Raw genomic sequence first — 23,629 nt, 5'->3', positions numbered from 1 at the left:
AGGATCAAGGCCCGATCCGGATGCGGCCCGGACTCCACAGCCCGCCGCGCACCGCCACCCCCTGGGTGATGTCGGCCTCCTCGGCCGGGGCGACGGGGTCGAAGCGGCGCAGGGAGCCCCAGTCCCGCCCCCAGTCGTGTGACAGGTAGGTGGGCAGCACGTGCGCGCGCAGCAGAAGGTCGGTGATGCCCAGCAGGCCGCCGTTGTCGCCCGACTGCCACGTGTCGGGCATCTCGACCTTGGCCGGATAGTCCGGGGAGACACGGTATCTGGGCACCTGTGTGACGCCGTTGGCGTGCAGCATGGGCTGCTGGCAGGGAAACACCAGACCGACCGCCCAGTCCAGCAGGATCGGCTGGGTGCTGCCCAGGTACTCCTGTACCGAACGCAGCTCGGGGATCCGGGGCGGGGTCACCGCCACCCAGTCGCCCCGGTCGAGCGATCGGTCCGCGGCAACGATCCGGACATACCGTGCGGCGGAGGGAATGTCGGCCCGCGGGAACCGCAGGTCCCGCCAGGCGGGCTGGGGCCCGATATCGAACGGTTCGAGCCGTCCGCCCGGCACCGGGATGCCACCCGGTCCCGGCACACCGAACTCCAGCTCGACGGTCTGTGCATCGGTGTGACCGGTGCGCACGCTGCGGCCGCTGATGGTGCCCGCGGCGGTGATGACGACGAGGGGGTGGGCGGCGTCGGCGGCCGGTAGCGCGTACCACGCCGAGGTCAGCGACGCCGGTTGCGCGGCGCCTGCGGTGAAACTGCCCGCCACCGGCACCTTGGCCGGGTCCAGCCCGTAGGGCAACGGGACCGATGAACCGTTGACACCGGGGACCTCGAGTGCAGTGGGGGCGTCCCAGTCGTAGTCGGTGCCGTCCAGCCGGGGGCTCTGCCAAACCGCTTCGGCGAGGGTGTGTTCCGGAATCCCGTTGGGCGTGAACCCGATCGGGGCGCTGCCACCCAATGGGCCGAGGGAGCCGACGGCGGCGGGCAGCGGGGCGAGAAAACCGGTGTTCGGGTCCGGTTCGACCAGCACGTCATCGGCCAGCCCGCAACCACCGGCGAGCTCGCGCACGTTGGCCCACCCGTTCGAGTACGTCGGATACTGCCTGATCACGGCGAACAACATCGAATTCACGCACACCACGACCAGCACGGCCGCGGCGGCCGGTACGGGCGCGGTGGTCATGACGGTGACCCAGCGCGGTTCGTGACGGCGGGCCGGGTTCAGGTGCAGCCAGGCCGCGTAGGCGGCGGTGAGCAGGGCCGCCGCGAACAGCACAGCGCTGGCGGTCACCGGACCCAGATGAGGCGCGCTGTCGTTGAACGGCACGCCGTAACTGGATACGTACCACCATCCGTTGGTGGACGCGAAACACAGTGCCAGCACCAGTAACACGGTCGCCAGGAACGCCACCCGGTTGCGTGCCGAACGCAGCACGGCCGGGCCGAGCAGGGTGGTGGCCAGTGCGGCCATGGCCGCGCCGACTGCGGCGAAAAGCCCGAAGTGGTGGATCCACTTGGTCGGGGTGAACGTGAGCAGGAACAGGGTGCCGAAGATGGTGCCCATCAGCCGCCATGCAGGCCCGCGCGCGATACCGAGAATCCGCCTGCGGCGTAACAACATCAGCATCGAAGGGAACAGGCACGCCATCGTGATCAGGATGCCGAACCGCCGCGCGATGGACCCGTCGGTGGTGGGCAGGAACAGATAGAAGTAACGCAGATTCTCGGTGTACCAGGGCTGACTGGGGCCGATCGCGGTGCGTACCCGGGTGGCCTCCAGCACCGTGGCGATGCTCTGGTCGGCGAACACCACCGCAAGGACGACCAGACCGGCCGCGGCCAACGGCAGCAGCACCGGCCATATCCCCACCGCGCGGGCCCGTCTGGTGATGATCCGCAGGATGGGCCGGCCGCCGGCCAGCAGCGCGGCCACCGCGATCAGCCCGGTGGGCTGGATGCCCAGGGTGAAGGCGGCGACGACGATCGCCAGGGCCACCGGGGTGAGACGGCCGGACACGATGGCGCGTTCGATGAGCACATAGGTGATCAAGGCCCCGGTGGCGATCTGGCCTTCGGGGCGTAAACCGTTGTTGAAGGGCATCCACGCGGCGAGCAGTACCAGGGCAGCCGACCACAGCGCCACGGGGTTCCCCGACACCGCGGGCCCGAGTCGGGGCAACACCTCCCGGGACAACAGCAGCCAGCACACCAAGGCGCACACCAGGTCCGGCAGCCGCAACCACATGCTCGCGTGGCTGGTGTGGGTGAGGTACGCGATCAGGTCGTAGTACCAGCCGAACGGATCCTCCGGGCTGCCGAACCAGCGGAAGTAGTTCGACATGTACCCGGCATGGCCCGCCACGTTGGACATGCCGAATTGATAGCCGTCGTCCGAAGACCCGGCACCGGCGACGAACCAGAACGCCGAGACCACGACGACGGTGCCGTCGACCGTCGTGAACCCACGCCACCGCAACGGCACCAGCCGCCGCATGCGCCGGCCGTCGAGGCGGTCGAGTCGCCAGAGTGCAAGCAAGGCAAGGGCGGTCGCCGCAATGCCGATCGACATGGCAGCCAGCTTGAGCGGCGCCGGCGTGCTGGTGTAGCGCGTGTCGATGGTCGCCGAAAAGGACAGCCCCGCCGCGGCCGGACCGGTCAGGTCGGTGAACACGCCCACGATCTGGGGCCGCAGATTCGGATCGGCGAAACCGCTGCGCCACGCCCCACCGCCGGCCGGATCCGGCAGTCCCACCACCGTCGCGAACGTGCCCTGATCGGAGGAGGTGATGTCGATGTGCCGACACGCGGGGTCCGACATCGACTTTCGCGGCACGCTGGCCACCACCACGTTGCGGACCAGCACGTCGACCCGTTCGGTGGTGACGGTGACGAACATGCCGTTGAGGCCGGCCCGCCTACCCTGTGCGGGGGCGGTGCCCAGGACGAGTCCGCCGGCGGCGGGCATGTCGCGGGCGACCGAGCACGGCACGGTGGCGGTCAGCGCGACCGGCGTCAAGGTGATCAGCGGTGCGGTGACATTCGAGAACCGGTCGTGTTGAGGCCAATTCAGCGTCGCGGTGCTCTGCGCCACCGGTAACACGGGTACCAATGCGCACGCGAGGGCTCCGATGAACCCCGCTACCGCAGCGATCCACCGAAATGCACTCCCGCCCATGGCTTAACGTTTAGTTGAAACAAGTGTTACAGTCAAGTGTGTCGCGCGTACCCGACCGGGAGAGGCGTGAGGAACTGCTTGCGGCCGCGGGCGCAGTCCTCGCGCGGACGGGCGTGCTCGACACGTCGCTGCGGGCCCTCGCCGCCGAGATGGGCACCAGCGCCCGAATGTTGGTGTACTACTTCGGAAGTAAAGAGCAACTGATTCTCGATGTGCTCAATCGCCAGCAGCGGGCCGCCATCCCGGACACCGTCGAACTCGAACTGCCCACCTCGATCGAAGCGCACCGCCAGTGGTGCTTCGATGACTGGCACGCATGCACCCGCGGTGAACGCCGCGACACCCTGCGCGTTGTCGAGCAGGTGTTCGGTGCCGCGTGCGGGCGGGACAGCCCGTACCGGGCCTACACCTGGGAGACGTTGTCGCTGCTGACCCGCAACTCGCAGGCCCGGCTGGAGGCGCTGGGGCTGCCCACGCATGTCGCCGAGACCCGGTCCCGCATCGCGCTCGCCGCGTTCCAGGGCTTCATCATCGAGTTCTTCACCGCTGATGACCCGTCCGTGGTGGACGAGACGTTCGCCCGCTTCGTCGACGAATTCCTGCTCGCGCCCGTCGTCGACGCCGCCGACGGGCGGTGACCGCTAGGTTCCGGTGTAGGTCGCCGGGTCCGGTCGATAGCGGGTGCCGTCATCGAGCCCGTTGAGGGTATCGACATGGCTGGCCGCCAACTCGAAGTCGAACACGGCGAAGTTCTCCGCGATACGTTCGGCCGAGGACGACCGGGGGATCACCACGTTGCCCAATTGCAGGCTCCAACGGATCAGCACCTGCGCCGGGGACTTGCCGTATTCGGCCGCGATGGCCGTCACGGCGGGGTGCTCCAGCAGCTTGCCCACGCCCAGCGGGCTGTAGGCCTCGGTCACGATCCCGTGTTCGGCATTGACCGCCCGCAGGGCCGCCTGATTCAGCAGCGGGTGCAGCTCGATCTGGTTGATCACCGGCCGGGTATAGGTCAGGTCGATGATGGTGGACAACTCCTCGGCTCCGAAGTTGCACACACCGATCGAGGTGGCCAGCTTCTCGGCCTGCAGACGGAGCAACCCGCCCCAGCTGTCGACGTACTTGCTGGTGTCCCCGCCCGGCCAGTGGATGAGGTACAGGTCGACATGGTCCAGCCCGAGCCGTTCCAGGCTGGCTTTGGCGGCATCCTGAGCCGCGGTGAATCCCTGGTCGCCCGTCGCCAGTTTGGTGGTGACGAAGATCTCGGCCCGGGGCAGCCCGGAAGCGGCGATGGCCCGTCCGACACCCGCCTCGTTGCCATATGCGGCGGCGGTGTCGACAAGGCGCACACCGATTTCCAGCGCCGCCGACACCGCGCGCTCGGCTTCGGTGTCGGAAAGTTCGCCGACGCCGATGCCGACGACCGGAATTGTGTTCTCATCGCTGAGCCCGACATTGGGCACCGCAGCGGCCGAGGTCATGTCACCTACCCTGTGAAATTGAATGTGCGTGGATCGGGACCCAGTCGCGTTCCATCGTCGAGCGCGGCGACGGACGCGATGTCCTGCTCGCTCAATTCGAAATCGAACACGTCGAAATTACTCGCAATCCGGTCAGGGTTCACCGACTTCGGAATGACGATATTACCCAGCTGGATGTGCCACCTGATCAGTACCTGGGCAGGTGTTTTATCGTGCGCCTCTGCTACAGCCACCACCGCAGGGTCGTTCAGCAACCCACCCTGGCCCAGCGGGCTCCACGCCTCGGTGGCAATACCCAACTCGGCGTGCAGCTCCCGCAATTCCTGCTGCGGAAGGCGCGGATGCAATTCGATCTGGTTGACCGCCGGCACGATCCCGGTGCTGTCGACGAGGGTGCGCAGATGCTCGGTGGCGAAGTTGCTCACGCCGATCGAGCGGACCCGGCCCTGCTCACGCAGATGGGCCAGGCCCTTGAACGAGTCCACGAACAGGTTGGCCTCGGGCACCGGCCAGTGGATCAGATAGAGGTCCACGTACTCGACACCCAGGCGCTCGGCGCTGGCGTCGAAGGCCTTCACGGCTTTCTCGTAGCCCTGATCCGCGTTCCACAGCTTCGTGACGACGAATACGTCCTCCCGCGGTACCCCCGAGGCGGCCAGGGCGTGTCCGACCTCGGCTTCGTTGCCGTAAACGGCCGCGGTGTCGATGTGCCGGTAGCCCGCGGCAAGGGCCGCTTCGACGGCACGCTGAGTCTCCTCCGGGGGCGTCTGCCAGACTCCCAACCCGACGGTGGGAATCGAGTGGCCGTCGTTCAGCAAGACCGTCGGTTGCGTAGGGAGAGTCATGGCGCAAAGTCTGCCAGCACATCGGCATCCGGGGCGGACCCGGCTGGCCGTCGCCAATGCCGCGGGCCGCATCGGGATACCCGTGATGGCCAGAATCCCCGATCCGGTCAAGCGGCTGCTGCTGGGCCGGCGCGCGGTCACCGTCGACGGCAACACCCTGGACACGTCGCTGCAGCTGATGCTCACCGCGCAACGGCTGAGCAAGGTCTCCGGACTGGTCGCCAGTGCCGACGTGCACGTCGCGCGGGCCCAGCTGGCCCGGGCGAGCAAGGCGTTCCGCTCTCCGGTCGTGGTCCCCACCCGGGACTTCGGCATTCCCGGCCCGGCCGGCCAGATCCCGGTCCGGCATTACCAGGCCGCGCCCGGCGCCCCGCTGCTGGTCTTCTACCACGGTGGCGGATTCGTGGTCGGTGACCTGGACAGCCACGACGCGCTGTGCCGGCGCATCAGCCACGGCGCCGGCGTGCACGTGCTGTCGGTCGCCTACCGGCTGGCACCCGAACACAAGGCGCCCGCCGCGGCCGATGACGCCGACGCCGCCTACCGCTGGGCGCTGGAGCACGCCGGCGAACTGGACGCCGACCCCGATCGGATCGCCGTCGGCGGCGACAGCGCCGGCGGAAACCTCGCCGCGGTGGTCACGCAGTCCGCGCGCGCCGACGGCGTGCGGCTACCGGCCCTGCAGTTCCTGATCTATCCGGTCACCGATCTCGGGAGCGCGACGGTGTCCAAGACGCTGTTCGCCGACGGCTACTTCCTGAGCAAGCCCGACATGGACTGGTTCCACCAGCACTACGTGGACGGCGCCGGGATCGACCGTTCCGATCCGCGGGTCGCCCCGCTGCTGGCCACCGACCTGTCCGGGCTGTCTCCCGCGCTGGTGGCCACCGGTGGCTTCGATCCGCTGCGCGACGAGGGCAGGTCCTATGCGCAGGCGCTGGCCGCCGCGGGGGTGCCCGTCGACTGGCGCGAGTACGGCTCGCTGGTGCATGCGTTCGCCAATTTCTTCCCGCTCGGCGGCGGCAGCGAGACCGCCGTCGCCGACCTGATCTCGGCGCTGCGGGCGCATCTGAGCCGGACCTGAGAACCCCGCCGCGGCGCGCCGGTAGGCTGCACCCCGTGGCGAACAAACCCAAGCGTCAGGCCAGTTACGACCTCAAGGCCGCCGACCGTAAGCGCAATCTGCTCATCCAGATCGGATTGACCTCCGTCGTCGTCGTGTTCGCTGTGGCGCTGGTGCTCTACATCGTGATGTCCGGTGACAAGAAGCCGCCGGCCGGCGAGGCCAAGTCCATCCGGGTCACCTCGAGCAAGCTGATCACCAAGGACGGCACCTCCGAGCCCAAGGCCGTGCTGTCGATGTACGAAGACTTCCTGTGCCCGCACTGCGGCGCATTCGAGAAGCAGTTCGGCCCCGCGGTGAGCAAGCTCATCGACAGCGGTGCGGTGGCCGCCGACTACTACATGGTCGGAATCCTGGACGCGCCGAGTAACCAGAACTATCCGTCCCGGGCCGGCGGCGCCGCCTATTGCGTGGCCGACGAGTCGATCGACGCATTCCGCAGGTTCCATGCCGCGATGTATGCCCAGCAGCCGAACGAGACGGCCACCACGTTCCCGACCAACGCGCAGATCATCGAGACGGCGCGGCAGGCCGGTGCGGCGGGCAAGGTCCCGGACTGCATCAACAAGAACAAGTACGTCGATCTGGTGCAGGGCCTGGCGCAGGCCAGCAAGATCAACTCCACGCCGACGGTCCGGATCAACGGTGAGGACTACCAGTTCAGCACTCCCGACGCGTTGGTCGACAAGATCAAGGAGATCGTCGGCGACGTGCCGGGGATGAAGTGACCGCAGCCGCCGCCACCGAGCCGGACGAGACGTCCGGCACCGAGCCCGACGAGACGTCCGGCCCGGTGGGTCCGGCCGGCGCCTGGTGGATCCTCATCGCCGGCATCGTCGGGTTGGCAGCCGCACTCACGTTGACGATCGAGAAGATCGAGATCCTGATCAACCCGGCGTACGTGCCGTCCTGCAGCATCAACCCTGTGCTGTCCTGCGGGTCGGTGATGATCACCCCGCAAGCCTCGGTGTTCGGCTTCCCGAACCCGTTGATCGGCATCGCGGCGTTCAGTGTCGTGGTGGTCACCGGGGTGCTCGCGGTCGCCAAGGTGAGGCTGCCGCGCTGGTACTGGGTCGGACTGGCGATCGGCACCGCGCTGGGCGCGGTGTTCATCCACTGGCTGATCTTCCAGAGCCTGTACCGGATCGGCGCGCTCTGCCCGTACTGCATGGCGGTGTGGGCCGTGACGATCCCGCTGTTCGTCGTGGTGGCCTCCATCGCCCTGCGGGGCCGGTCCGCCACCAGCGGCGCGGGTCGCGTGCTCTACCAGTGGCGCTGGTCGCTGGTGGCGCTCTGGTTCACCTCACTGCTGCTGATGATCCTGGTGAGATTCTGGAATTACTGGTCAACGCTTCTGTAACACTGGGGTTACGGCCAGAAAGATAGGGTTTACCTCGTGATTTCCAAAATCTTGGTAGCCAACCGCGGTGAGATCGCCATTCGCGCGTTTCGCGCGGCGACGGAGCTGGGCATTGCGACGGTCGCGGTGTACCCGTTCGAGGACCGCAATTCGCTGCACCGGCTCAAGGCCGATGAGTCCTATCAGATCGGTGACGAGGGACATCCGGTCCGGGCGTACCTGTCGGTGCCCGAGATCATCCGGGTGGCCAAGCATGCCGGTGCGGATGCGGTCTACCCCGGTTATGGCTTCCTGTCGGAGAATCCGGAACTGGCGCGGGCCTGCGCCGAGGCCGGGATCACGTTCGTCGGGCCGTCGGCCGATGTCCTGGAGCTGACCGGCAACAAGGCCCGCGCGATCGCGGCGGCCAAGGCCGCCGGCCTGCCGGTGCTGGCCTCCTCGGAGCCGTCGGCGTCGGTGGACGAACTGGTCGAGGCGTCCACCCGGATGCAGTTCCCGTTGTTCGTCAAGGCGGTGTCCGGTGGCGGTGGCCGGGGCATGCGGCGGGTGGCCGAGCCCGACGGGCTGGCCGAGGCGATCGAGGCAGCCAGCCGGGAGGCCGAATCGGCGTTCGGTGATCCGACGGTCTACCTCGAGCAGGCGGTGATCAACCCGCGCCACATCGAGGTGCAGATCCTGGCCGATGGTGCCGGCAACGTGATGCATCTGTTCGAGCGGGATTGCAGTGTGCAGCGCCGTCATCAGAAGGTGATCGAGCTGGCGCCGGCGCCGAATCTGGAACCGGCGGTGCGCGAGAAGATCTGCGCCGACGCGGTGGCGCTGGCGCGGGAGATCGATTACAGCTGCGCGGGGACCATCGAGTTCCTGCTCGATGAGCGTGGCCACCACGTGTTCATCGAGTGCAACCCGCGGATTCAGGTCGAGCACACGGTAACCGAGGAGATCACCGATGTGGATCTGGTGTCCTCGCAGCTGCGGATCGCCGCGGGGGAGACCCTGGCCGATCTGGGTCTGAGTCAGGATTCGATCCAGATTCGTGGCGCGGCCATGCAGTGCCGGATCACCACCGAGGACCCCGCCAATGGTTTCCGGCCCGACACCGGCCGGATCACCGCCTACCGGTCACCCGGCGGCGCGGGTATCCGCCTGGACGGCGGCACCCACACCGGCGCGGAGATCTCGGCCCACTTCGACTCGATGCTGGTCAAATTGACTTGTCGGGGCAGGGATTTCGGGATTGCGGTGGCTCGGGCCCGGCGCGCGCTGGCGGAGTTCCGGATCCGCGGGGTGTCCACCAACATCCCGTTCTTGCAGGCTGTGCTGGACGACCCGGATTTCCGGGCCGGGCGGGTCACCACGTCGTTCATCGATGACCGTCCGCAACTGCTGACCGCGCACACCCCGGCCGACCGCGGCACCCGAATTCTGAACTACCTGGCCGACGTGACGGTCAACAAGCCGCACGGCGAACGACGTTCGGCGATCTATCCGCAGGACAAGTTGCCTGCGCTGGATCTGAGCAGCGCACCGCCTGCGGGCTCCAAGCAGCGACTGGCCGAGTTGGGGCCGACCGGTTTCGCGGCCTGGCTGCGCGACAGTCCGGCCCTGGGCGTCACCGACACCACGTTCCGCGATGCGCATCAGTCGTTGCTGGCGACCCGGGTACGCACGTCGGGACTGTTGCGGGTGGCGCCTTATGTCGCGCGGATGACCCCGCAGTTGTTGTCGGTGGAATGCTGGGGTGGGGCGACTTACGATGTGGCGCTTCGCTTCCTGAAAGAGGATCCGTGGGAGCGGCTGGCCGCGCTGCGCGAGGCGATGCCCAACATCTGCCTGCAGATGCTGCTGCGCGGGCGGAACACGGTGGGCTACACGCCCTACCCGGAGTTGGTGACCGACGCGTTCGTCGAGGAAGCGGCCGCGACCGGTGTCGACATCTTCCGGATCTTCGATGCCCTGAACAACGTCGGATCGATGCGCCCGGCCATCGATGCCGTCCGCGCGACCGGCACCGCGGTTGCCGAGGTCGCGATGTCCTACACCGGTGACCTGAGCAATCCCGCCGAGGATCTCTACACGCTGGACTACTACCTGCGTCTCGCCGAGCAGATCGTCGATGCCGGCGCGCATGTGCTGGCCATCAAGGACATGGCGGGTTTGTTGCGCCCGCAGGCCGCGGCCACGCTGGTGACGGCATTACGGGAGCGCTTCGACCTGCCGGTGCACGTGCACACCCACGACACTCCCGGCGGGCAGCTGGCGACGTATCTGGCGGCCTGGCAGGCGGGTGCGTCCGCGGTGGACGGGGCGGCCTCGCCGTTGGCGGGCACCACCAGTCAGCCCGCGTTGTCGGCGATCGTCGCCGCGACCGCGCACACCGAATACGACACCGGGCTCGACCTTTCGGCGGTATGCGAGCTGGAGCCGTACTGGGAGGCGCTGCGCCGGGTGTATGCGCCGTTCGAGTCCGGGTTGCCGGCGCCGACGGGGCGCGTCTACACCCACGAGATCCCCGGCGGGCAGCTGTCCAATCTTCGTCAGCAGGCGATCGCGCTGGGTCTGGGCGACCGGTTCGAGGATGTCGAGAACGCCTATGCCGGCGCGGATCGGGTGCTGGGCCGGTTGGTGAAGGTCACCCCGTCCAGCAAGGTGGTCGGCGACCTGGCCCTGTCGCTGGTGGGCGCCGGAGCCGCCGCCGACGAGTTCGCCGCCGATCCCGATCGCTATGACATCCCCGACAGTGTGATCGGGTTTCTGCGCGGCGAGTTGGGCGATCCGCCCGGCGGCTGGCCGGAACCGTTGCGGTCCAAGGCGTTACAGGGCCGCAGTCCGGCCAAGCCCGAGCAGCAGCTCTCCGGCGAGGACGAGGCGCTGCTGGCCGCACCCGGCCCCAAGCGCCAGGCGCGGCTGAACCGGCTGCTGTTCCCCGGTCCCACAAAGGAATTCGAGGCGCACCGGGAGGAATACGGTGACACCTCGTCGCTGAGTGCCAACCAGTTCTTCTACGGGCTGCGCCAGGGTGAGGAGCATCGCGTCGAATTGGAACGCGGCGTGCAACTGCTCATCGGTCTGGAAGCGGTCTCCGAGGCAGATGACCGCGGTATGCGCACCGTGCTGTGCATCCTCAACGGGCAGCTGCGCCCGGTGCTGGTGCGCGACCGCAGCATCGCCACCGACATCCCGGCCGCCGAGAAAGCCGACAAGGCCAATCCCGATCACGTGGCGGCCCCGTTCGCCGGGGTGGTCACCGTCGGCGTCAACGCCGGCGACCGCATCGAAGCCGGCCAGACCATCGCCACCATCGAAGCCATGAAGATGGAGGCCGCCATCACCGCGCCGCGCGCCGGCACCGTCGCGCGGGTGGCGGTCAGTGCCACCGCGCAGGTCGAGGGTGGGGACCTGCTCGTGGTGGTGAGTTGACCTGACCCGGATCGTCGCCGGCCGCTACGGCGGGCGCCGCATCGCGGTGCCCGCCCGCGGCACCCGGCCCACCACCGACCGCGTCCGCGAATCGCTGTTCAACGTGCTGGCCGCGCGGATGGACTTCCAGGACGCGGTGGTGCTGGACCTGTACGCGGGGTCGGGTGCGCTGGGACTGGAGGCGCTGTCCCGGGGTGCGGCCAGTGCGCTGTTCGTCGAATCGGACCGCAAGGCAGCGGCCGTGGTGGCCGACAACATCGCCACCCTCGGCGCCGTGGGCACCGTGCGGTGCGCGCCGGTGCTCAAGGTGCTGACCGGCGGGGCGGCCAAGCCTGTGGACCTGGTGTTCGCCGACCCTCCGTATGAACTGGCTGTCGCCGACGTCGAGGCGGTGCTCGCGGCCTTGCACGGCCACGGTTGGGTGGCTGCCGGGACGGTGACCGTCGTCGAACGTGGCGCCGGTGGTCCCGCGCTGAACTGGCCCGAAGGCTGGGAATCTGTCGACGAACGACGCTACGGCGACACCCGGCTGGAGTTCGGGATCGCGTAACGTCGGGCCACATGAGTGGCGCCGTCTGCCCAGGATCCTTCGACCCGGTCACCCTCGGTCACATCGACATCTTCGAACGGGCCGCCGCCCAGTTCGACGAGCTCGTGGTGGCCGTGCTGGTCAACCCGAACAAGAAGGGCATGTTCAGCGCCGACGAACGCATCGAGTTGATCCGCGAGTCGACGACACATCTGCCGAACCTGCGGGTCGAATCCGGTCAGGGCCTGGTGGTGGACTTCGTCAAGCAGCGCGGACTGACCGCCATCGTCAAAGGCCTGCGCACCGGCACCGATTTCGAGTACGAGCTGCAGATGGCGCAGATGAACAAGCACGTCGCGGGCGTGGACACGTTCTTCGTGGCCACCACGCCCCGGTACTCGTTCGTGTCGTCTTCGCTGGCCAAAGAGGTGGCGTCGCTCGGCGGAGACGTCAGCGATCTGCTGCCCGAGCCGGTCAACGTCCGGCTGCGCGCCAAGCTGCTGGGTTAGTGCCCGTGCCCGGCGGGTAAGCCAGAGGTGGCGCACGGCGCATCCGCGCCCTCGCGTCAACCCACCGGCTCAGGAGGTTTCGCCATGGTCGAAACGTTTGTCCAATCCACCGACGACGTCGTGAACTTCCTCAAGGACCAGCACAACCTGATCCAGGATCTCTTCGATGAAGTGCAGTCCGCTTCGGGGCGCAAGGCCAGGGAGAAGGCCTTCACCGACTTGCGGCAGCTGCTGGCGGTGCACGAGACCGCCGAGGAGATGGTGGTGCATCCGCGGGCCAGGCGCGAGGTCACCGGCGGGAACGAGATCGTCGATGCCCGGCTCGAAGAGGAACACGGCGCCAAGGAGCAGCTGGCGAAGCTGGAGGGGATGGACGTCGATTCCGACGCGTTCCTCGAAGAACTGACGCTGTTGCGCGCCGATGTCGTCAAGCACGCCGAACGCGAGGAGACCGAGGAGTTCAGCCGCTTGCAACGCAAGCTCAGCGATGCCGACCTGGCCCGTATGGTCAAGGCGGTCCAGGCCGCCCAGGCCATCGCGCCGACCCGCCCGCATCCGGGGGTCGAGACGCCGCTGCTGAACTACGCCGTGGGGCCGTTCGCCTCGATGCTGGACCGGGCCAGGGACGCTCTCGCTGCGGCGATGCGCTAGCCGGTAGCGCGACACACCGGGACAAAACTCCTGTCACAGGGGTAACACCAGGCACACTGGTCACTAACAACTACGCCTGGAGGGTGTTGCCGTGTACCGAGTGTTTGAGGCGCTTGACGAACTCAGTGCGATTGTGGAGGAAGCACGCGGCGTGCCGATGACGGCCGGTTGCATGGTGCCCCGTGGTGATGTCCTGGAGCTGCTCGACGACATCAAGGACGCCATTCCCGGCGAACTCGACGATGCCCAGGACGTGCTCGACGCACGCGATGCCATGCTGAACGAAGCCCGCGAGCATGCCGATGCCACGGTGTCCTCGGCCAACGCCGAGGCCGACTCCCTGCTCAATCACGCCCGCAGCGAAGCCGATCGGATGATGGCCGAGGCCAAGTCCGCCGCCGATCGGATGGTGCACGAAGCTCGCGCCCACGCCGACCGGATGGTGACCGAGGCGCGTGACGAGGCCACCCGGATCGGCGCCGCGGCCAAGCGTGAATACGAGGCCAGCACCGGCCGCGCCAAGTCCGAGGCCGACCGGCTGATCGAGAACGGCAACCTGTCCTACGAGAAGGCCGTCCAGGAAGGTATCAAGGAGCAGCAACGCCTGGTCTCGCAGACCGAGATCGTGCAGACGGCCACCGCCGAGGCCACCCGTCTGGTCGACTCCGCACATGCCGAGGCCGACCGGTTGCGCGGCGAATGCGACATCTACGTCGACAGCAAGCTGGCCGAATTCGAGGACTACCTCAATGGCACCCTGCGCTCGGTGAGCCGCGGGCGCCACCAGCTGCGCACTGCCGCCGGCACCCACGATTACGTGACGCGGTCGGCCTAAAGCTGGCCGTGCCGGGGCGGTTTCGTCCCGGACAATGTGTAGCGGCCGATGTGCTGCACCTTCCACCGCGTGGCGTCGTGCAACGTATGGGTGCGGGCATCACGCCAGTAGCGCGACAGGTTCGCTGCGGCCGATGCACTGCGGGTACCACCGAGCTCGAACAAAGTGCCGGCAGCCTCCAGCGATGCGCGAGTCGCCGCCACCTTGGCGACGGCGACGGCAACCGAAGCTTCTGCCGCCGAGTCTTCGTTCAGGCCGGCGGTGGCGGCGTCGACCGCCCGGCCCGCTTCGGTCAGCAGGGCCTGCGCGCCACGCACCGTCACGGTGAGGTTCCCGGCGACCTGAATCAGCGTCGGATCATCGGCCGCCTCGGACACGTCGGCCTCGAAATGGGGCCGTGCCTTGGCGACCTGCCGGACGCCCTCGGCCAGTGCGGCCGTGGCGATTCCGACGTCCAGCGCGGTGTGGAACAACTGGGCGCGGGCACCGTACACACTGGGCGCCGTGAAGATCGGGGTGAACGCCACCACGTGCGCGGCGGGCACCAGCACATCGTCGAGTGTCACGGTGCCCGACGCGGTGGTGCGCTGCCCCATCCCGTCCCAGTCGTCTACGATCTGCACGCCCTCGGTGCCGGCGGGCACGAAGGCCAGCGCTTTCGGTGTGGACGACGTCGGGGTGTCCCCGGGGTGCTCGGGCAGCGAGGCCCGCACGATCACCCAGTCGGCGAAAAGCGCTCCGGTGGAATAGAACTTGCGCCCCGACAGCCGGTAGTTGCCGTCAGCGGTCGGGGTCAGGACGGTGGTGTCCACGTCGATGGGGCCGGAGCGTTCGGACTGCGCGTTGGCGAACAGCGCCCCGTCGCGCACCTTTCCGTAGAAGAACGCCTGCTGCTCGGGGCTGCCCTGCAGGCGCACCGCCTCCAGGAAGGTGTAGTGCGAATGCGGAATCTGGGCCAGTGATGCATCGGCATGTGCCAGCAACCGGAACACCTCGGCGATCACCGACGCAGGCGCGTCGATCCCGCCGTGCTCCAGCGGCACCGACAAGGCAAGCAGCCCAGCACCTTTGAGCGCGCGCACCTGCTCATGGGGCAGTTCGCGGCCGGCATCTCGCGCTCCCGCGCCCGCGGCGAACACCTCGGCGAGTTCGGCGGCCACTGCCAGTGCGTGGTCCGCGTCGGTGATCCGGGCCCGCGCCGCCGTCACCGTCACCGTGCCGCACCGACGAACGGGATCGAGACCTGCGGGGCCTCCGACGCGCCCGCGTTGAACAGGCCGCGTTCCCGCAGGATCGGCACCACGCCCTCGCCGAACCAGAACAGCTCCTCCAGGTGCGGGTAGCCGGAGAAGATGAACTCGTCGATGCCGATCTCGGCGTACTCGGCGATCCGGTCGGCCACCTCGGTGTGGCTGCCGACCAGGGCGGTGCCCGCCCCGCCGCGCACCAATCCGACGCCGGACCACAGGTTCGGGGCGATCTCCAGGGTGCGGGCATCGCTCCAGCTGCCGTCGGCCCGGTTGGCCTCGTGCAAGGCCAGCATCCGCTTCTGTCCCTCGGACTGGCTGCGGGCCAGCCCGGCCTGCGCGGCCTGCACGGTCTTTTCGTCGAGCGCGCCGATCAGTTTGTCGGCCTGGGCCCACGCCTCGTCGGCGGTGTCACGGGAGATGGTGTGCAGCCGGATGCCGAACCGCAGCGTGCGCCCCGCGGCCTCGGCCTCCTTGCGGATCCAGGCAATCTTCTCGGCCACCGCGGCCGGTGGCTCACCCCAGGTGAGGTAGACATCGGAATGCCGCGCCGCGACCGGGCCCGCGGCCTTCGAGCTGCCACCGAAGTACAGCGGCGGCACCGGGCTGGGCGGCACCGCCAGCGCGGCCTCCTCGACGTTGACGTACTCGCCGTTCAGGCTGACCGTCTCGCCGGCAAAGAGCCGGCGTACCACCTCGAGGAACTCGTCGGCGCGGGCGTACCGGGCGTCCTTGTCCAGGTGATCGCCGAACGAGCGCTGCTCATGCGCCTCCCCGCCGACCACCACGTTGAGCAGGATGCGTCCCGGTGCGTGCCGGGCGAAGGTGGCGGCCATCTGCGCCGACAGCGTCGGGCTGACCAGTCCGGGGCGGAACGCCACCAGGAAGGCCAGTGACGTGGTTTCCCGCGCCAGCAGGGCGGCGGTCACGAAGGCGTCCTCGCACCAGGCCCCGGTCGGGATGAGTGCCCCGGTGAACCCGAACCGCTCGGCGGCCCGCACGATCGACGCCAGATAGTCGATCGACGCCTCGCGATCACCCCCGGCGGCACCGGCCGGAGTGCCGTGTCCACCTCCGACGATCAGCCGGCTGTCGCCGTAAGTGGGCAGGAACCAGTGCAGCTTGACAGTCACGGGTCGAGTATCGATGTCCGCCGACCCGGTCGGTGCCACCGCCGGTGTTCGCCGCCCGACATCACCGACCTCACCGGCCACAGCGCCGGGGGCGAATAAAAATCTCGGTGATCGAGTTTCGCCCCCGGTCGACGGCGGTCGGCGCCAAAGTAGGATCAGCGACATGGCCCGCCCGAATCCGCTCGTCATCGACATCTCGCGGCTGGGGCATCGGCCCGGCTCGATGATCACGGTGCAGGACACGGTGCCCGCACCGGCCAATATCGGCCTGGACCTGATCCGGATCGAGCAGGGCGCCCCGGTGGAGCTCGACCTCGTGCTGCAATCCGTGTCCGAGGGTGTGTTGGTGACCGGCAGCGTCGCGGCACCCACCAGGGGCGACTGCGTGCGCTGCCTGGAACCGCTGACCGGCCACGTGAGCATCGAACTCACCGAACTGTTCGCCTATCCGGGCAGCACCACCGAGGAGACCACGGACGACGATGAGGTGGGTCATGTGGTCGACGACCGCGTCGACCTCGAACAGCCGATCGTGGACGCGGTCGGGCTGGCGCTGCCCTTCACCCCGCTGTGCCGGGAGGACTGCCCCGGGCTGTGCCCGGACTGCGGCGTGGCGCTGAGCTCGGCCGAACCCGGGCACGGGCACGACAAGATCGATCCGCGCTGGGCCAAGCTGGCCGCGCTCAAGGACGACATCGGAAGTGACGCCGGACCCGGAGCGGATGCGTGACCGTCGATCGCACCCCGCTGCTCGACTCGCTCGGCATCAAGCTGTCCGACGACCTGCTCACCGTCGCGCTGACGCATCGCAGTTACTCCTATGAGAACGGCGGCCTGCCCACCAACGAGCGCCTCGAGTTCCTGGGCGACGCGGTGCTCGGCCTGACCATCACCGAAGAGCTGTACAACCGCCATCCCGACCGGCCCGAAGGTGACCTGGCCAAGTTGCGGGCCAGCATCGTCAATACCCACGCGCTGGCCGACGTCGGGCGCGGACTGGGTACCGACGGGCTGGGCTCCTACCTGCTGCTGGGTAAGGGCGAGGAGAGCTCCGGGGGCGCCGACAAATCCAGCATCCTGGCCGACGGCGTCGAATCCCTCTTGGGCGCAATCTATATCGAGCACGGCAACACCGCGGCCCGGAAGGTCATCCTGCGGTTGTTCGGCGACCTGCTCGACACCGCGCCCACGCTGGGCGCCGGCCTGGACTGGAAGAGCAGCCTGCAGGAACTCACCGTCGCCCGTGGACTGGGGCCCCCGTCGTACTCCGTCAGCTCAGAGGGGCCCGACCACGACAAGGAATTCACCGCGGTGGTCGCCGTCGCGGGCGCCGAGTACGGCAGAGGCGTGGGCCGCACCAAGAAGGAGGCCGAACTGAAGGCCGCGGCGGCCGCCTGGAATGCACTCAAGGATGCCTGAACTCCCCGAGGTCGAGGTGGTGCGGCGCGGCCTCGAGGCGCACGTCGTCGGCCGCCGCATCGCCGAGGTCCAGGTGCTGCACCCGCGGGCGGCGCGCCGGCACGACGGCGGTCCCGCGGACCTGTCGGCGCGGTTGCGCGGCACCACGATCGCCGGGACCGGCCGGCGCGGAAAGTACCTGTGGCTCACGCTGGACAGCGGCGACGCCCTGGTGGTGCATCTGGGCATGAGTGGCCAGATGCTGCTCGGGTACGGAACTGGCACTGTGCCCAACCCGTCTCATATTCGGATCGCGTCGGTGCTCGACGACGGCACCGAGTTGAGCTTCGTCGACCAGCGCACCTTCGGCGGCTGGATGGTCACCGAGGTGGTCGGTCCGGATGATGTTCCGCTGCCCGTCGCGCACATCGCCCGTGACCCACTGGACCCGGCCTTCGACCGCGACGGCGTGGTGACGGTGTTGCGGCGCAAGCATTCCGAGATCAAACGGCAGCTGCTGGATCAGACGGTGGTATCCGGGATCGGCAACATCTACGCCGACGAGGCGTTGTGGTCCGCGCGGGTGTACGGCGGCCGGCCGGCCTCGGCGCTGCCCCGCAAGCAGCTGGCCGAACTGCTCGACGCGGCCGCCGAGGTGATGACCGCGGCGCTCCGGGAGGGCGGTACCTCATTCGACTCGCTGTACGTCAACGTCAACGGTGAGTCGGGCTACTTCGACCGGTCGCTCAACGCGTACGGACGGGTGGACCTGCCGTGCCGGCGGTGCGGCGCGGTGATGCGGCGGGAGAAGTTCATGAACCGGTCGTCGTTCTACTGCCCGAAATGTCAACCGCCGCCGCGGGTGCGGCGGGCGGCTACTGCTTCTTGTTGAAGTCCGTCGCCGCGGACATGCAGACCTTCCACTCGCCGGATTCCTTACGGAAGTAAGCGGTGTCGAACGGGCCGCCGGCGTTCATGTGCGCCGAGGCGACATCGCCCTTCACCTTGATGTCGGTGGCGGTCACCTCGGTCTTCGGTGCGTTGCTGGGCACCTCGATACCCTGCAGGATCTCGCCGAGCTGACCGAGGGCACCGAACATTCCGGCCTCGGCCTTGCAGAAGTACTGCGCCAGGTCGGAGAACTTGCCCGAACTGCCCGCCGCGTTGAAATCCTGGACCAGCCGCGCGATCTCGGATTCGTCCTTGGACGCCTGCGGGGTGGCAGTGGAGCGCAGCAGGACGACCCCGCCGACCACCAGCGCGATGACGAGCACCACCGCGGCGATGCCCCCGCCGATCAGCCACCCGCGGTTGCGCTTGGGCTGCGGGGGCGCCGGATAGGGATACGGGTAGGGGAGGCCCTGCTGAGGCGGGGCGTAGGCGCCCTGCGGCGGATAACCGTACGGCGGCGGCGCGCCGTACTGCGGCGCGTCGTACGGCGGATAGGCGGGGTACGGCACGGCGGCGGGCTGCTGGGCAGGGTCCCAAGGGCCCGGCTGCTGTGGCGGGTAGTGCGTCACGGTGATTGCTCCTGAAGGTGTTGCAGTTCACCCTAACGCGGGGTGTGACCGGCAGCGCGGAACCGCACGTAGCGGGTAGGAATGACGTCATGACAGAACTGTGGGTCGAGCGCACGGGCGTGCGCCGCTACACCGGTCACAGCTCGCGCGGTGCGGAAGTGCTGGTCGGATCCGAGGATGTCGAGGGCGTGTTCACCCCCGGCGAGCTGATGAAGATCGCCCTGGCCGCATGCAGCGGGATGAGCAGCGACCAACCGCTGCGCCGTCGGCTCGGCGACGACTACGCCGCCACCATTCGGGTGTCCGGCGCCGCGGACCGGGAGCAGGAGCGCTACCCGCTGCTGCAGGAGAAGCTCGAGGTCGACCTGTCGGGATTGTCCGAGGAGGAGATCAAACGCCTGCTGGTGGTGGTCGAGCGCGCCATCGACCAGGTCTGCACCGTGGGGCGCACGCTGAAATCGGGTACCGAGGTCAAGTTCGAAGTGTCCGATGAGCGCCGGCCCTGAAGTTCGGCTGAATGCCTGGGTGCACGGCCACGTGCAGGGTGTCGGCTTCCGGTGGTGGACCCGTTCCCGGGCCTTGGAGCTGGGGCTGACCGGTTTCGCCTCCAACCGACCCGACGGCAGGGTGCACGTCGTCGCGCAGGGGCCGCGGCCGGCCTGCGAACGGCTGCTCGAACTGTTGCGCGGCGGTGACACGCCGGGGGCGGTCGACACGGTGGTCGCCGACTGGGCCGACGCGGGCGAGCAGATCCCGGGCTTCACCGAGCGTTAACCGCGGCGACGGTAGGGTTACCCGTCATGCATTTGAAGAGTCTGACGCTGAAGGGTTTCAAATCCTTCGCCGCGGCGACGACTCTGCGCTTCGAACCGGGAATCACCTGCGTCGTCGGGCCGAACGGATCCGGTAAATCCAACGTCGTCGACGCCCTGACCTGGGTAATGGGGGAGCAGGGCGCCAAGACATTGCGCGGCGGCAAGATGGAGGACGTCATCTTCGCCGGCACGTCCTCGCGGGCGCCGCTGGGGCGCGCCGAGGTCACGCTGACCATCGACAACTCCGACAACGCGCTGCCCATCGAGTACTCCGAGGTGTCGATCACCCGGCGGATGTTCCGCGACGGGGCGGGCGAGTACGAGATCAACGGCAGCAGTTGCCGTTTGATGGATGTGCAGGAACTGCTCAGCGACTCCGGCATCGGCCGGGAGATGCACGTCATCGTGGGCCAGGGCAAGCTGTCGGAGATCCTGGAGTCCCGCCCGGAGGATCGCCGCGCCTTCATCGAAGAGGCCGCCGGTGTGCTCAAGCACCGCAAGCGCAAAGAGAAGGCGGTCCGCAAGCTCGACTCCATGCAGGCCAACCTGGCCCGGCTCACCGACCTGACCACCGAGTTGCGCCGCCAGCTCAAGCCGCTGGGCCGCCAAGCCGAGATGGCCCGGCGCGCCCAGACCATCCAGGCCGACCTGCGCGACGCCCGGCTGCGGCTGGCCGCCGACGACCTGCTCACCCGGCAGACCGAGTTCAACGACACCAATCAGGCCGAGACCACGCTGCGCCGCGAACACGACGAGGTCAACACCCGGCTGGAGGCGGCGACGCTGGAACTGGCCGCGCACGAGACCGCGGTGTCCGACCTGTCCGGGCGGGCCGACGCCGCCCAGCAGACCTGGTTCCGGCTGTCCGCGCTCGCCGAGCGGGTGAGCGCGACGGTCCGCATCGCCACCGAGCGGACCCAGCTGCTGGACTCCGCGCCGGAGTCGTCGCCCGGCCGCGATCCGGACGCGCTGGAGGCGGAGGCCGATCTGGTCGCCGAGGAGGAACGCCAGCTGCTCGAGGAACTCGAGGAATCTCGTTACGCGCTGGAGGCGGCCCGGGCCGAGCTGGCCGAGCGCGAGCGGGTGGCCGCCGAGGCCGAACGGGCGCAGCGCGCCGCGGCCCGCGCCGAGGCCGACCGCCGGGAAGGGTTGGCCCGACTGTCCGGCCAGGTCGACACCATGCGCACCCGAGTGGAGTCCACCGATGACGGTATCGCCCGGCTGACCGCGCGGATCGAGGAAGCTGCGGCCCGGGTCGAGCATGCCCAGGCCGAATTCGAGGTGGTGCAGGCCAAGGTCGGCGAACTGGACGAGGGCGAGGTCGGTCTCGACGACCACCACGATCGCACGGTGACGGCACTGCGGCTGGCCGACGAGCGGGTGGCGGAGTTGCAGGCTGCCGAGCGGGGCGCCGAACGTCAGGTGGCTTCGCTGCAGGCCCGGATCGACGCGCTGTCGGTCGGGCTGGACCGCAAGGACGGCGCGGCGTGGTTGACCGAAAACCACGGTGCCGATGGGCTTTTCGGCTCGGTGGCGAAACTGCTGCGGGTCCGTGCGGGGTTCGAGGTGGCGGTCGCCACTGTGCTCGGTTCCGCCGCCGACGCGGTGGCCGCGGAAAACCTCGGCGCCGCGCGCGCCGCGGTCGCCGCCCTCAAGGAGGCCGACGGCGGCCGGGCCGCGATCGTGCTGGGGGACTGGCCGGTTGCGGCGCGGCCCGATGCCGGTGCGTTGAGTCCCGGTGCGCACTGGGCCGTCGACCTGGTGGAGGCGCCGGACCGGTTGCGCGGTGCGATCACCGCGATGCTGGCCGATGTGGTGGTCCTCGACGACCTGTCCGAGGCCCTCGAAATCGTGGCCGCACAACCACATCTACGGGCGGTGACAACCGAGGGTGATCTGGTCGGGGCCGGCTGGGTCAGTGGCGGTTCGGATCGCAAGGTGTCCACCCTGGAGATCGCGTCGGAGATCGACAAGGCCCGCGCCGAACTCGTCGCCGTGGAGCGGCAGAGCGCGGAGCTGATGGCCGCGCTGTCCGGTGCAAAGGAAGAACAGACGGCCCGCCAGGACGCCGCCGAGCAGGCCCTGGCCGCGCTCAACGAATCCGATGCCGCCATCTCGGCGATCTACGAACAACTCGGCCGGCTGGGCCAGGAGTCACGCAATGCCGACGCCGAATGGCAGCGGCTGATCAAACAGCGCGACGAGCTGGAAGCCGGCCGTGCGTCGGCGGTCGAGGAGCTGACCGAGCTGGAGACCCGGCTGCACAACGCGCAGCAGGAGCCGATGTTCGAGGCCGAGGCGGTGGACCGGCAGGAGACCAACGTGGCCGCCGACGCGGCCCGCTCCACCGAAGTGGAAGCCCGGCTTGCGGTGCGTACCGCCGAGGAACGCGCGAATGCCGTTCGCGGCCGGGCTGATTCGCTGCGCCGCTCGGCCGCTGCCGAACGGGAGTCGCGCGCGCGGGCACTGCGGGCCCGCGAGGCGCGGGAATACGCGGCCACCGTCGCGGCGGCCGTGGCCGAATCGGGCCGGCTCGTCGCCGCCCGGCTGGCCGACGCGGTGGGCGCCGCGTCACGTATCCGCGACGAGTTGGCCACCGAGCGCCGGCTGCGCGCCGAAGCGTTGAGCAGGGCCCGGACCGAGGTCACCGAACTCGGTACCAGGATCACCGCACTCACCGATTCGCTGCACCGCGACGAGGTGGCCAAAGCGCAAGCGGCCCTTCGGATCGAGCAACTGGAGCAGCAGGCGCTGGAGCAGTTCGGGCTTGCGGCCGGTGATCTGATCGCCGAATACGGCCCCCAGGTGCCGTTGCCCCCGACCGAACTGGAGATGGCCGAATACGAACAGGCCAAGGAACGCGGTGAGCAGGTGACCGCGCCGGCGCCGATGCCGTACGACCGGCCCACCCAGGAACGCCGCGCCAAGAAGGCCGAACGGGAGCTGTCCGAGCTGGGCCGGGTCAACCCGCTGGCGCTGGAGGAGTTCGCCGCGCTGGAGGAGCGCTACAACTTCCTGTCCACCCAGCTGGAGGACGTCAAGGCGGCCCGAAAGGACCTGCTGGATGTCATCGAGGATGTCGACGCGCGCATCCTCACGGTGTTCGCGGAGGCCTACGCCGATGTGGAGCGCGAGTTCACCCAGGTGTTCGCGTCGCTGTTCCCGGGCGGTGAGGGCCGGCTGCTGCTGACCAATCCGGACGACATGCTGACCACCGGCATCGAGGTCGAGGCCCGCCCGCCCGGCAAGAAGGTCAAGCGCCTGTCGCTGCTGTCCGGTGGCGAGAAGTCACTCACCGCGGTGGCCATGCTGGTGGCCATCTTCCGGGCCCGCCCGTCACCGTTCTACATCATGGACGAGGTCGAGGCGGCCCTCGACGATGTGAACCTGCGGCGCCTGCTTGGCCTGTTCGAGCAGTTGCGCGAGCGTTCGCAGCTGATCGTCATCACCCACCAGAAGCCGACGATGGAGATCGCCGACGCACTGTACGGCGTGACGATGCAGGGCGACGGCATCACCCAGGTGATCTCGCAGCGGATGCGTGGCGAGGAACTGGTCACCGCGCAGTAGCAGTCGGTCGTGAAT

The 23,629-nt window shown here is 68.8% G+C and carries 21 protein-coding genes; 15 read left to right on the top strand and 6 right to left on the bottom strand.

All coding sequences use genetic code 11. From position 1 onward, the window contains the following. Window positions 1-4 precede the first annotated feature (4 nt). Window positions 5-3,178: an arabinosyltransferase domain-containing protein gene (locus ACXPWS_RS20735; protein WP_458708454.1), complete on the bottom strand. Its 3,174-nt coding sequence runs from the start codon at window positions 3,176-3,178 to the stop codon at window positions 5-7. A gap of 38 nt (window positions 3,179-3,216) precedes the next feature. Between ACXPWS_RS20735 and ACXPWS_RS20730 the strand changes: the two genes are divergently transcribed. Further along, window positions 3,217-3,816, top strand: coding sequence for a TetR family transcriptional regulator (locus tag ACXPWS_RS20730; protein ID WP_458708453.1), 600 nt, complete (start codon window positions 3,217-3,219; stop codon window positions 3,814-3,816). 3 nt (window positions 3,817-3,819) lie between these two features. Here ACXPWS_RS20730 and ACXPWS_RS20725 read toward each other — a convergent pair whose 3' ends face one another. Together ACXPWS_RS20725 and ACXPWS_RS20720 are read right to left on the bottom strand one after the other, a co-directional pair. Next, complete coding sequence (locus ACXPWS_RS20725; protein WP_458708452.1) at window positions 3,820-4,659, bottom strand: aldo/keto reductase; 840 nt, start codon at window positions 4,657-4,659, stop codon at window positions 3,820-3,822. A gap of 5 nt (window positions 4,660-4,664) precedes the next feature. Beyond that, the gene (locus ACXPWS_RS20720; RefSeq protein WP_458708451.1) at window positions 4,665-5,504 is read right to left on the bottom strand and encodes an aldo/keto reductase; all 840 of its coding nucleotides are present in this window, start codon (window positions 5,502-5,504) and stop codon (window positions 4,665-4,667) included. Here ACXPWS_RS20720 and ACXPWS_RS20715 point away from each other — a divergent pair. The 8 genes from ACXPWS_RS20715 (at window position 5,503) to sepIVA (ending at window position 13,931) form a co-directional block, all read left to right on the top strand. Continuing rightward, window positions 5,503-6,588, top strand: a complete 1,086-nt coding sequence (locus tag ACXPWS_RS20715) for an alpha/beta hydrolase (protein ID WP_458708450.1) — start codon at window positions 5,503-5,505, stop codon at window positions 6,586-6,588. The two genes, ACXPWS_RS20720 and ACXPWS_RS20715, sit on opposite strands and share 2 nt — an antisense overlap. Window positions 6,589-6,623: 35 nt before the next feature. Further along, complete coding sequence (locus ACXPWS_RS20710; RefSeq protein ID WP_458708449.1) at window positions 6,624-7,355, top strand: DsbA family protein; 732 nt, start codon at window positions 6,624-6,626, stop codon at window positions 7,353-7,355. Further along, window positions 7,352-7,987 (top strand): vitamin K epoxide reductase family protein, encoded by a 636-nt coding sequence (locus ACXPWS_RS20705; protein WP_458708448.1) that lies wholly within the window; start codon window positions 7,352-7,354, stop codon window positions 7,985-7,987. Before ACXPWS_RS20710 ends, ACXPWS_RS20705 begins: the two co-directional genes overlap by 4 nt. A 36-nt stretch (window positions 7,988-8,023) precedes the next feature. After that, the gene (locus ACXPWS_RS20700; RefSeq protein WP_458708447.1) at window positions 8,024-11,407 is read left to right on the top strand and encodes a pyruvate carboxylase; all 3,384 of its coding nucleotides are present in this window, start codon (window positions 8,024-8,026) and stop codon (window positions 11,405-11,407) included. 1 nt (window position 11,408) lies between these two features. Continuing rightward, the gene (rsmD, locus tag ACXPWS_RS20695) at window positions 11,409-11,957 is read left to right on the top strand and encodes a 16S rRNA (guanine(966)-N(2))-methyltransferase RsmD (protein WP_458713625.1); all 549 of its coding nucleotides are present in this window, start codon (window positions 11,409-11,411) and stop codon (window positions 11,955-11,957) included. Window positions 11,958-11,968: 11 nt separating this feature from the next. Further along, on the top strand, window positions 11,969-12,445 hold the full coding sequence (coaD, locus tag ACXPWS_RS20690) for a pantetheine-phosphate adenylyltransferase (protein WP_458708446.1): 477 nt from the start codon (window positions 11,969-11,971) through the stop codon (window positions 12,443-12,445). An 84-nt stretch (window positions 12,446-12,529) separates the two neighbouring features. Then, window positions 12,530-13,096, top strand: coding sequence for a hemerythrin domain-containing protein (locus ACXPWS_RS20685; protein ID WP_458708445.1), 567 nt, complete (start codon window positions 12,530-12,532; stop codon window positions 13,094-13,096). Between the two features lie 91 nt (window positions 13,097-13,187). Continuing rightward, the gene (sepIVA, locus tag ACXPWS_RS20680; RefSeq protein ID WP_458708444.1) at window positions 13,188-13,931 is read left to right on the top strand and encodes a cell division protein SepIVA; all 744 of its coding nucleotides are present in this window, start codon (window positions 13,188-13,190) and stop codon (window positions 13,929-13,931) included. Here sepIVA and ACXPWS_RS20675 read toward each other — a convergent pair. Then, the gene (locus ACXPWS_RS20675) at window positions 13,928-15,145 is read right to left on the bottom strand and encodes an SfnB family sulfur acquisition oxidoreductase (RefSeq protein ID WP_458708443.1); all 1,218 of its coding nucleotides are present in this window, start codon (window positions 15,143-15,145) and stop codon (window positions 13,928-13,930) included. The genes sepIVA and ACXPWS_RS20675 overlap by 4 nt on opposite strands. Further along, the gene (locus ACXPWS_RS20670; RefSeq protein ID WP_458708442.1) at window positions 15,142-16,311 is read right to left on the bottom strand and encodes an LLM class flavin-dependent oxidoreductase; all 1,170 of its coding nucleotides are present in this window, start codon (window positions 16,309-16,311) and stop codon (window positions 15,142-15,144) included. The genes ACXPWS_RS20675 and ACXPWS_RS20670 overlap by 4 nt, the downstream gene beginning before the upstream one ends. Window positions 16,312-16,474: 163 nt before the next feature. On the opposite strand from ACXPWS_RS20670, the gene ACXPWS_RS20665 reads away from it, so the two are divergent. Genes ACXPWS_RS20665 through mutM form a run of 3 tightly spaced genes read left to right on the top strand, consistent with a single transcriptional unit; the run spans window position 16,475 to window position 18,601 of the window. Then, window positions 16,475-17,041, top strand: coding sequence for a YceD family protein (locus tag ACXPWS_RS20665; RefSeq protein ID WP_458708441.1), 567 nt, complete (start codon window positions 16,475-16,477; stop codon window positions 17,039-17,041). After that, window positions 17,038-17,730, top strand: coding sequence for a ribonuclease III (rnc, locus tag ACXPWS_RS20660; protein ID WP_458708440.1), 693 nt, complete (start codon window positions 17,038-17,040; stop codon window positions 17,728-17,730). Before ACXPWS_RS20665 ends, rnc begins: the two co-directional genes overlap by 4 nt. Beyond that, window positions 17,723-18,601: a bifunctional DNA-formamidopyrimidine glycosylase/DNA-(apurinic or apyrimidinic site) lyase gene (mutM, locus tag ACXPWS_RS20655; protein ID WP_458708439.1), complete on the top strand. Its 879-nt coding sequence runs from the start codon at window positions 17,723-17,725 to the stop codon at window positions 18,599-18,601. The genes rnc and mutM overlap by 8 nt, the downstream gene beginning before the upstream one ends. Here mutM and ACXPWS_RS20650 read toward each other — a convergent pair. Beyond that, window positions 18,585-19,229, bottom strand: coding sequence for an Rv0361 family membrane protein (locus ACXPWS_RS20650; RefSeq protein ID WP_458708438.1), 645 nt, complete (start codon window positions 19,227-19,229; stop codon window positions 18,585-18,587). The genes mutM and ACXPWS_RS20650 overlap by 17 nt on opposite strands. Before the next feature lie 89 nt (window positions 19,230-19,318). Here ACXPWS_RS20650 and ACXPWS_RS20645 point away from each other — a divergent pair, with 89 nt between their 5' ends. From ACXPWS_RS20645 to smc, 3 genes are read left to right on the top strand one after another with little or no spacing between them, the layout of a single operon-like run. Beyond that, on the top strand, window positions 19,319-19,735 hold the full coding sequence (locus tag ACXPWS_RS20645) for an OsmC family protein (protein WP_458708437.1): 417 nt from the start codon (window positions 19,319-19,321) through the stop codon (window positions 19,733-19,735). Continuing rightward, window positions 19,719-20,003: an acylphosphatase gene (locus tag ACXPWS_RS20640; RefSeq protein ID WP_458708436.1), complete on the top strand. Its 285-nt coding sequence runs from the start codon at window positions 19,719-19,721 to the stop codon at window positions 20,001-20,003. The genes ACXPWS_RS20645 and ACXPWS_RS20640 overlap by 17 nt, the downstream gene beginning before the upstream one ends. Before the next feature lie 26 nt (window positions 20,004-20,029). Further along, a complete protein-coding gene (gene smc / locus ACXPWS_RS20635; RefSeq protein ID WP_458708435.1) occupies window positions 20,030-23,614 on the top strand; it encodes a chromosome segregation protein SMC in 3,585 nt (1,194 codons plus the stop codon). Window positions 23,615-23,629 lie beyond the last annotated feature (15 nt).

The organism is Mycobacterium sp. BMJ-28 (genome assembly GCF_054404835.1).
This window is presented reverse-complemented; position numbering and strand designations above follow the sequence as displayed.

What these genes read in the sequence shown, in the direction of transcription:
- ACXPWS_RS20685 (WP_458708445.1), top strand. Translation starts at nt 12,530, where the DNA reads ATGGTCGAAACGTTTGTCCAATCCACCGACGACGTCGTGAACTTCCTC.
- ACXPWS_RS20640 (WP_458708436.1), top strand. Translation starts at nt 19,719, where the DNA reads ATGAGCGCCGGCCCTGAAGTTCGGCTGAATGCCTGGGTGCACGGCCAC.
- mutM (WP_458708439.1), top strand. Translation starts at nt 17,723, where the DNA reads ATGCCTGAACTCCCCGAGGTCGAGGTGGTGCGGCGCGGCCTCGAGGCG.
- ACXPWS_RS20645 (WP_458708437.1), top strand. Translation starts at nt 19,319, where the DNA reads ATGACAGAACTGTGGGTCGAGCGCACGGGCGTGCGCCGCTACACCGGT.
- ACXPWS_RS20665 (WP_458708441.1), top strand. Translation starts at nt 16,475, where the DNA reads ATGGCCCGCCCGAATCCGCTCGTCATCGACATCTCGCGGCTGGGGCAT.
- smc (WP_458708435.1), top strand. Translation starts at nt 20,030, where the DNA reads ATGCATTTGAAGAGTCTGACGCTGAAGGGTTTCAAATCCTTCGCCGCG.
- coaD (WP_458708446.1), top strand. Translation starts at nt 11,969, where the DNA reads ATGAGTGGCGCCGTCTGCCCAGGATCCTTCGACCCGGTCACCCTCGGT.
- ACXPWS_RS20725 (WP_458708452.1), bottom strand. Translation starts at nt 4,659, where the DNA reads ATGACCTCGGCCGCTGCGGTGCCCAATGTCGGGCTCAGCGATGAGAAC.
- ACXPWS_RS20720 (WP_458708451.1), bottom strand. Translation starts at nt 5,504, where the DNA reads ATGACTCTCCCTACGCAACCGACGGTCTTGCTGAACGACGGCCACTCG.
- ACXPWS_RS20715 (WP_458708450.1), top strand. Translation starts at nt 5,503, where the DNA reads ATGGCGCAAAGTCTGCCAGCACATCGGCATCCGGGGCGGACCCGGCTG.
- ACXPWS_RS20735 (WP_458708454.1), bottom strand. Translation starts at nt 3,178, where the DNA reads ATGGGCGGGAGTGCATTTCGGTGGATCGCTGCGGTAGCGGGGTTCATC.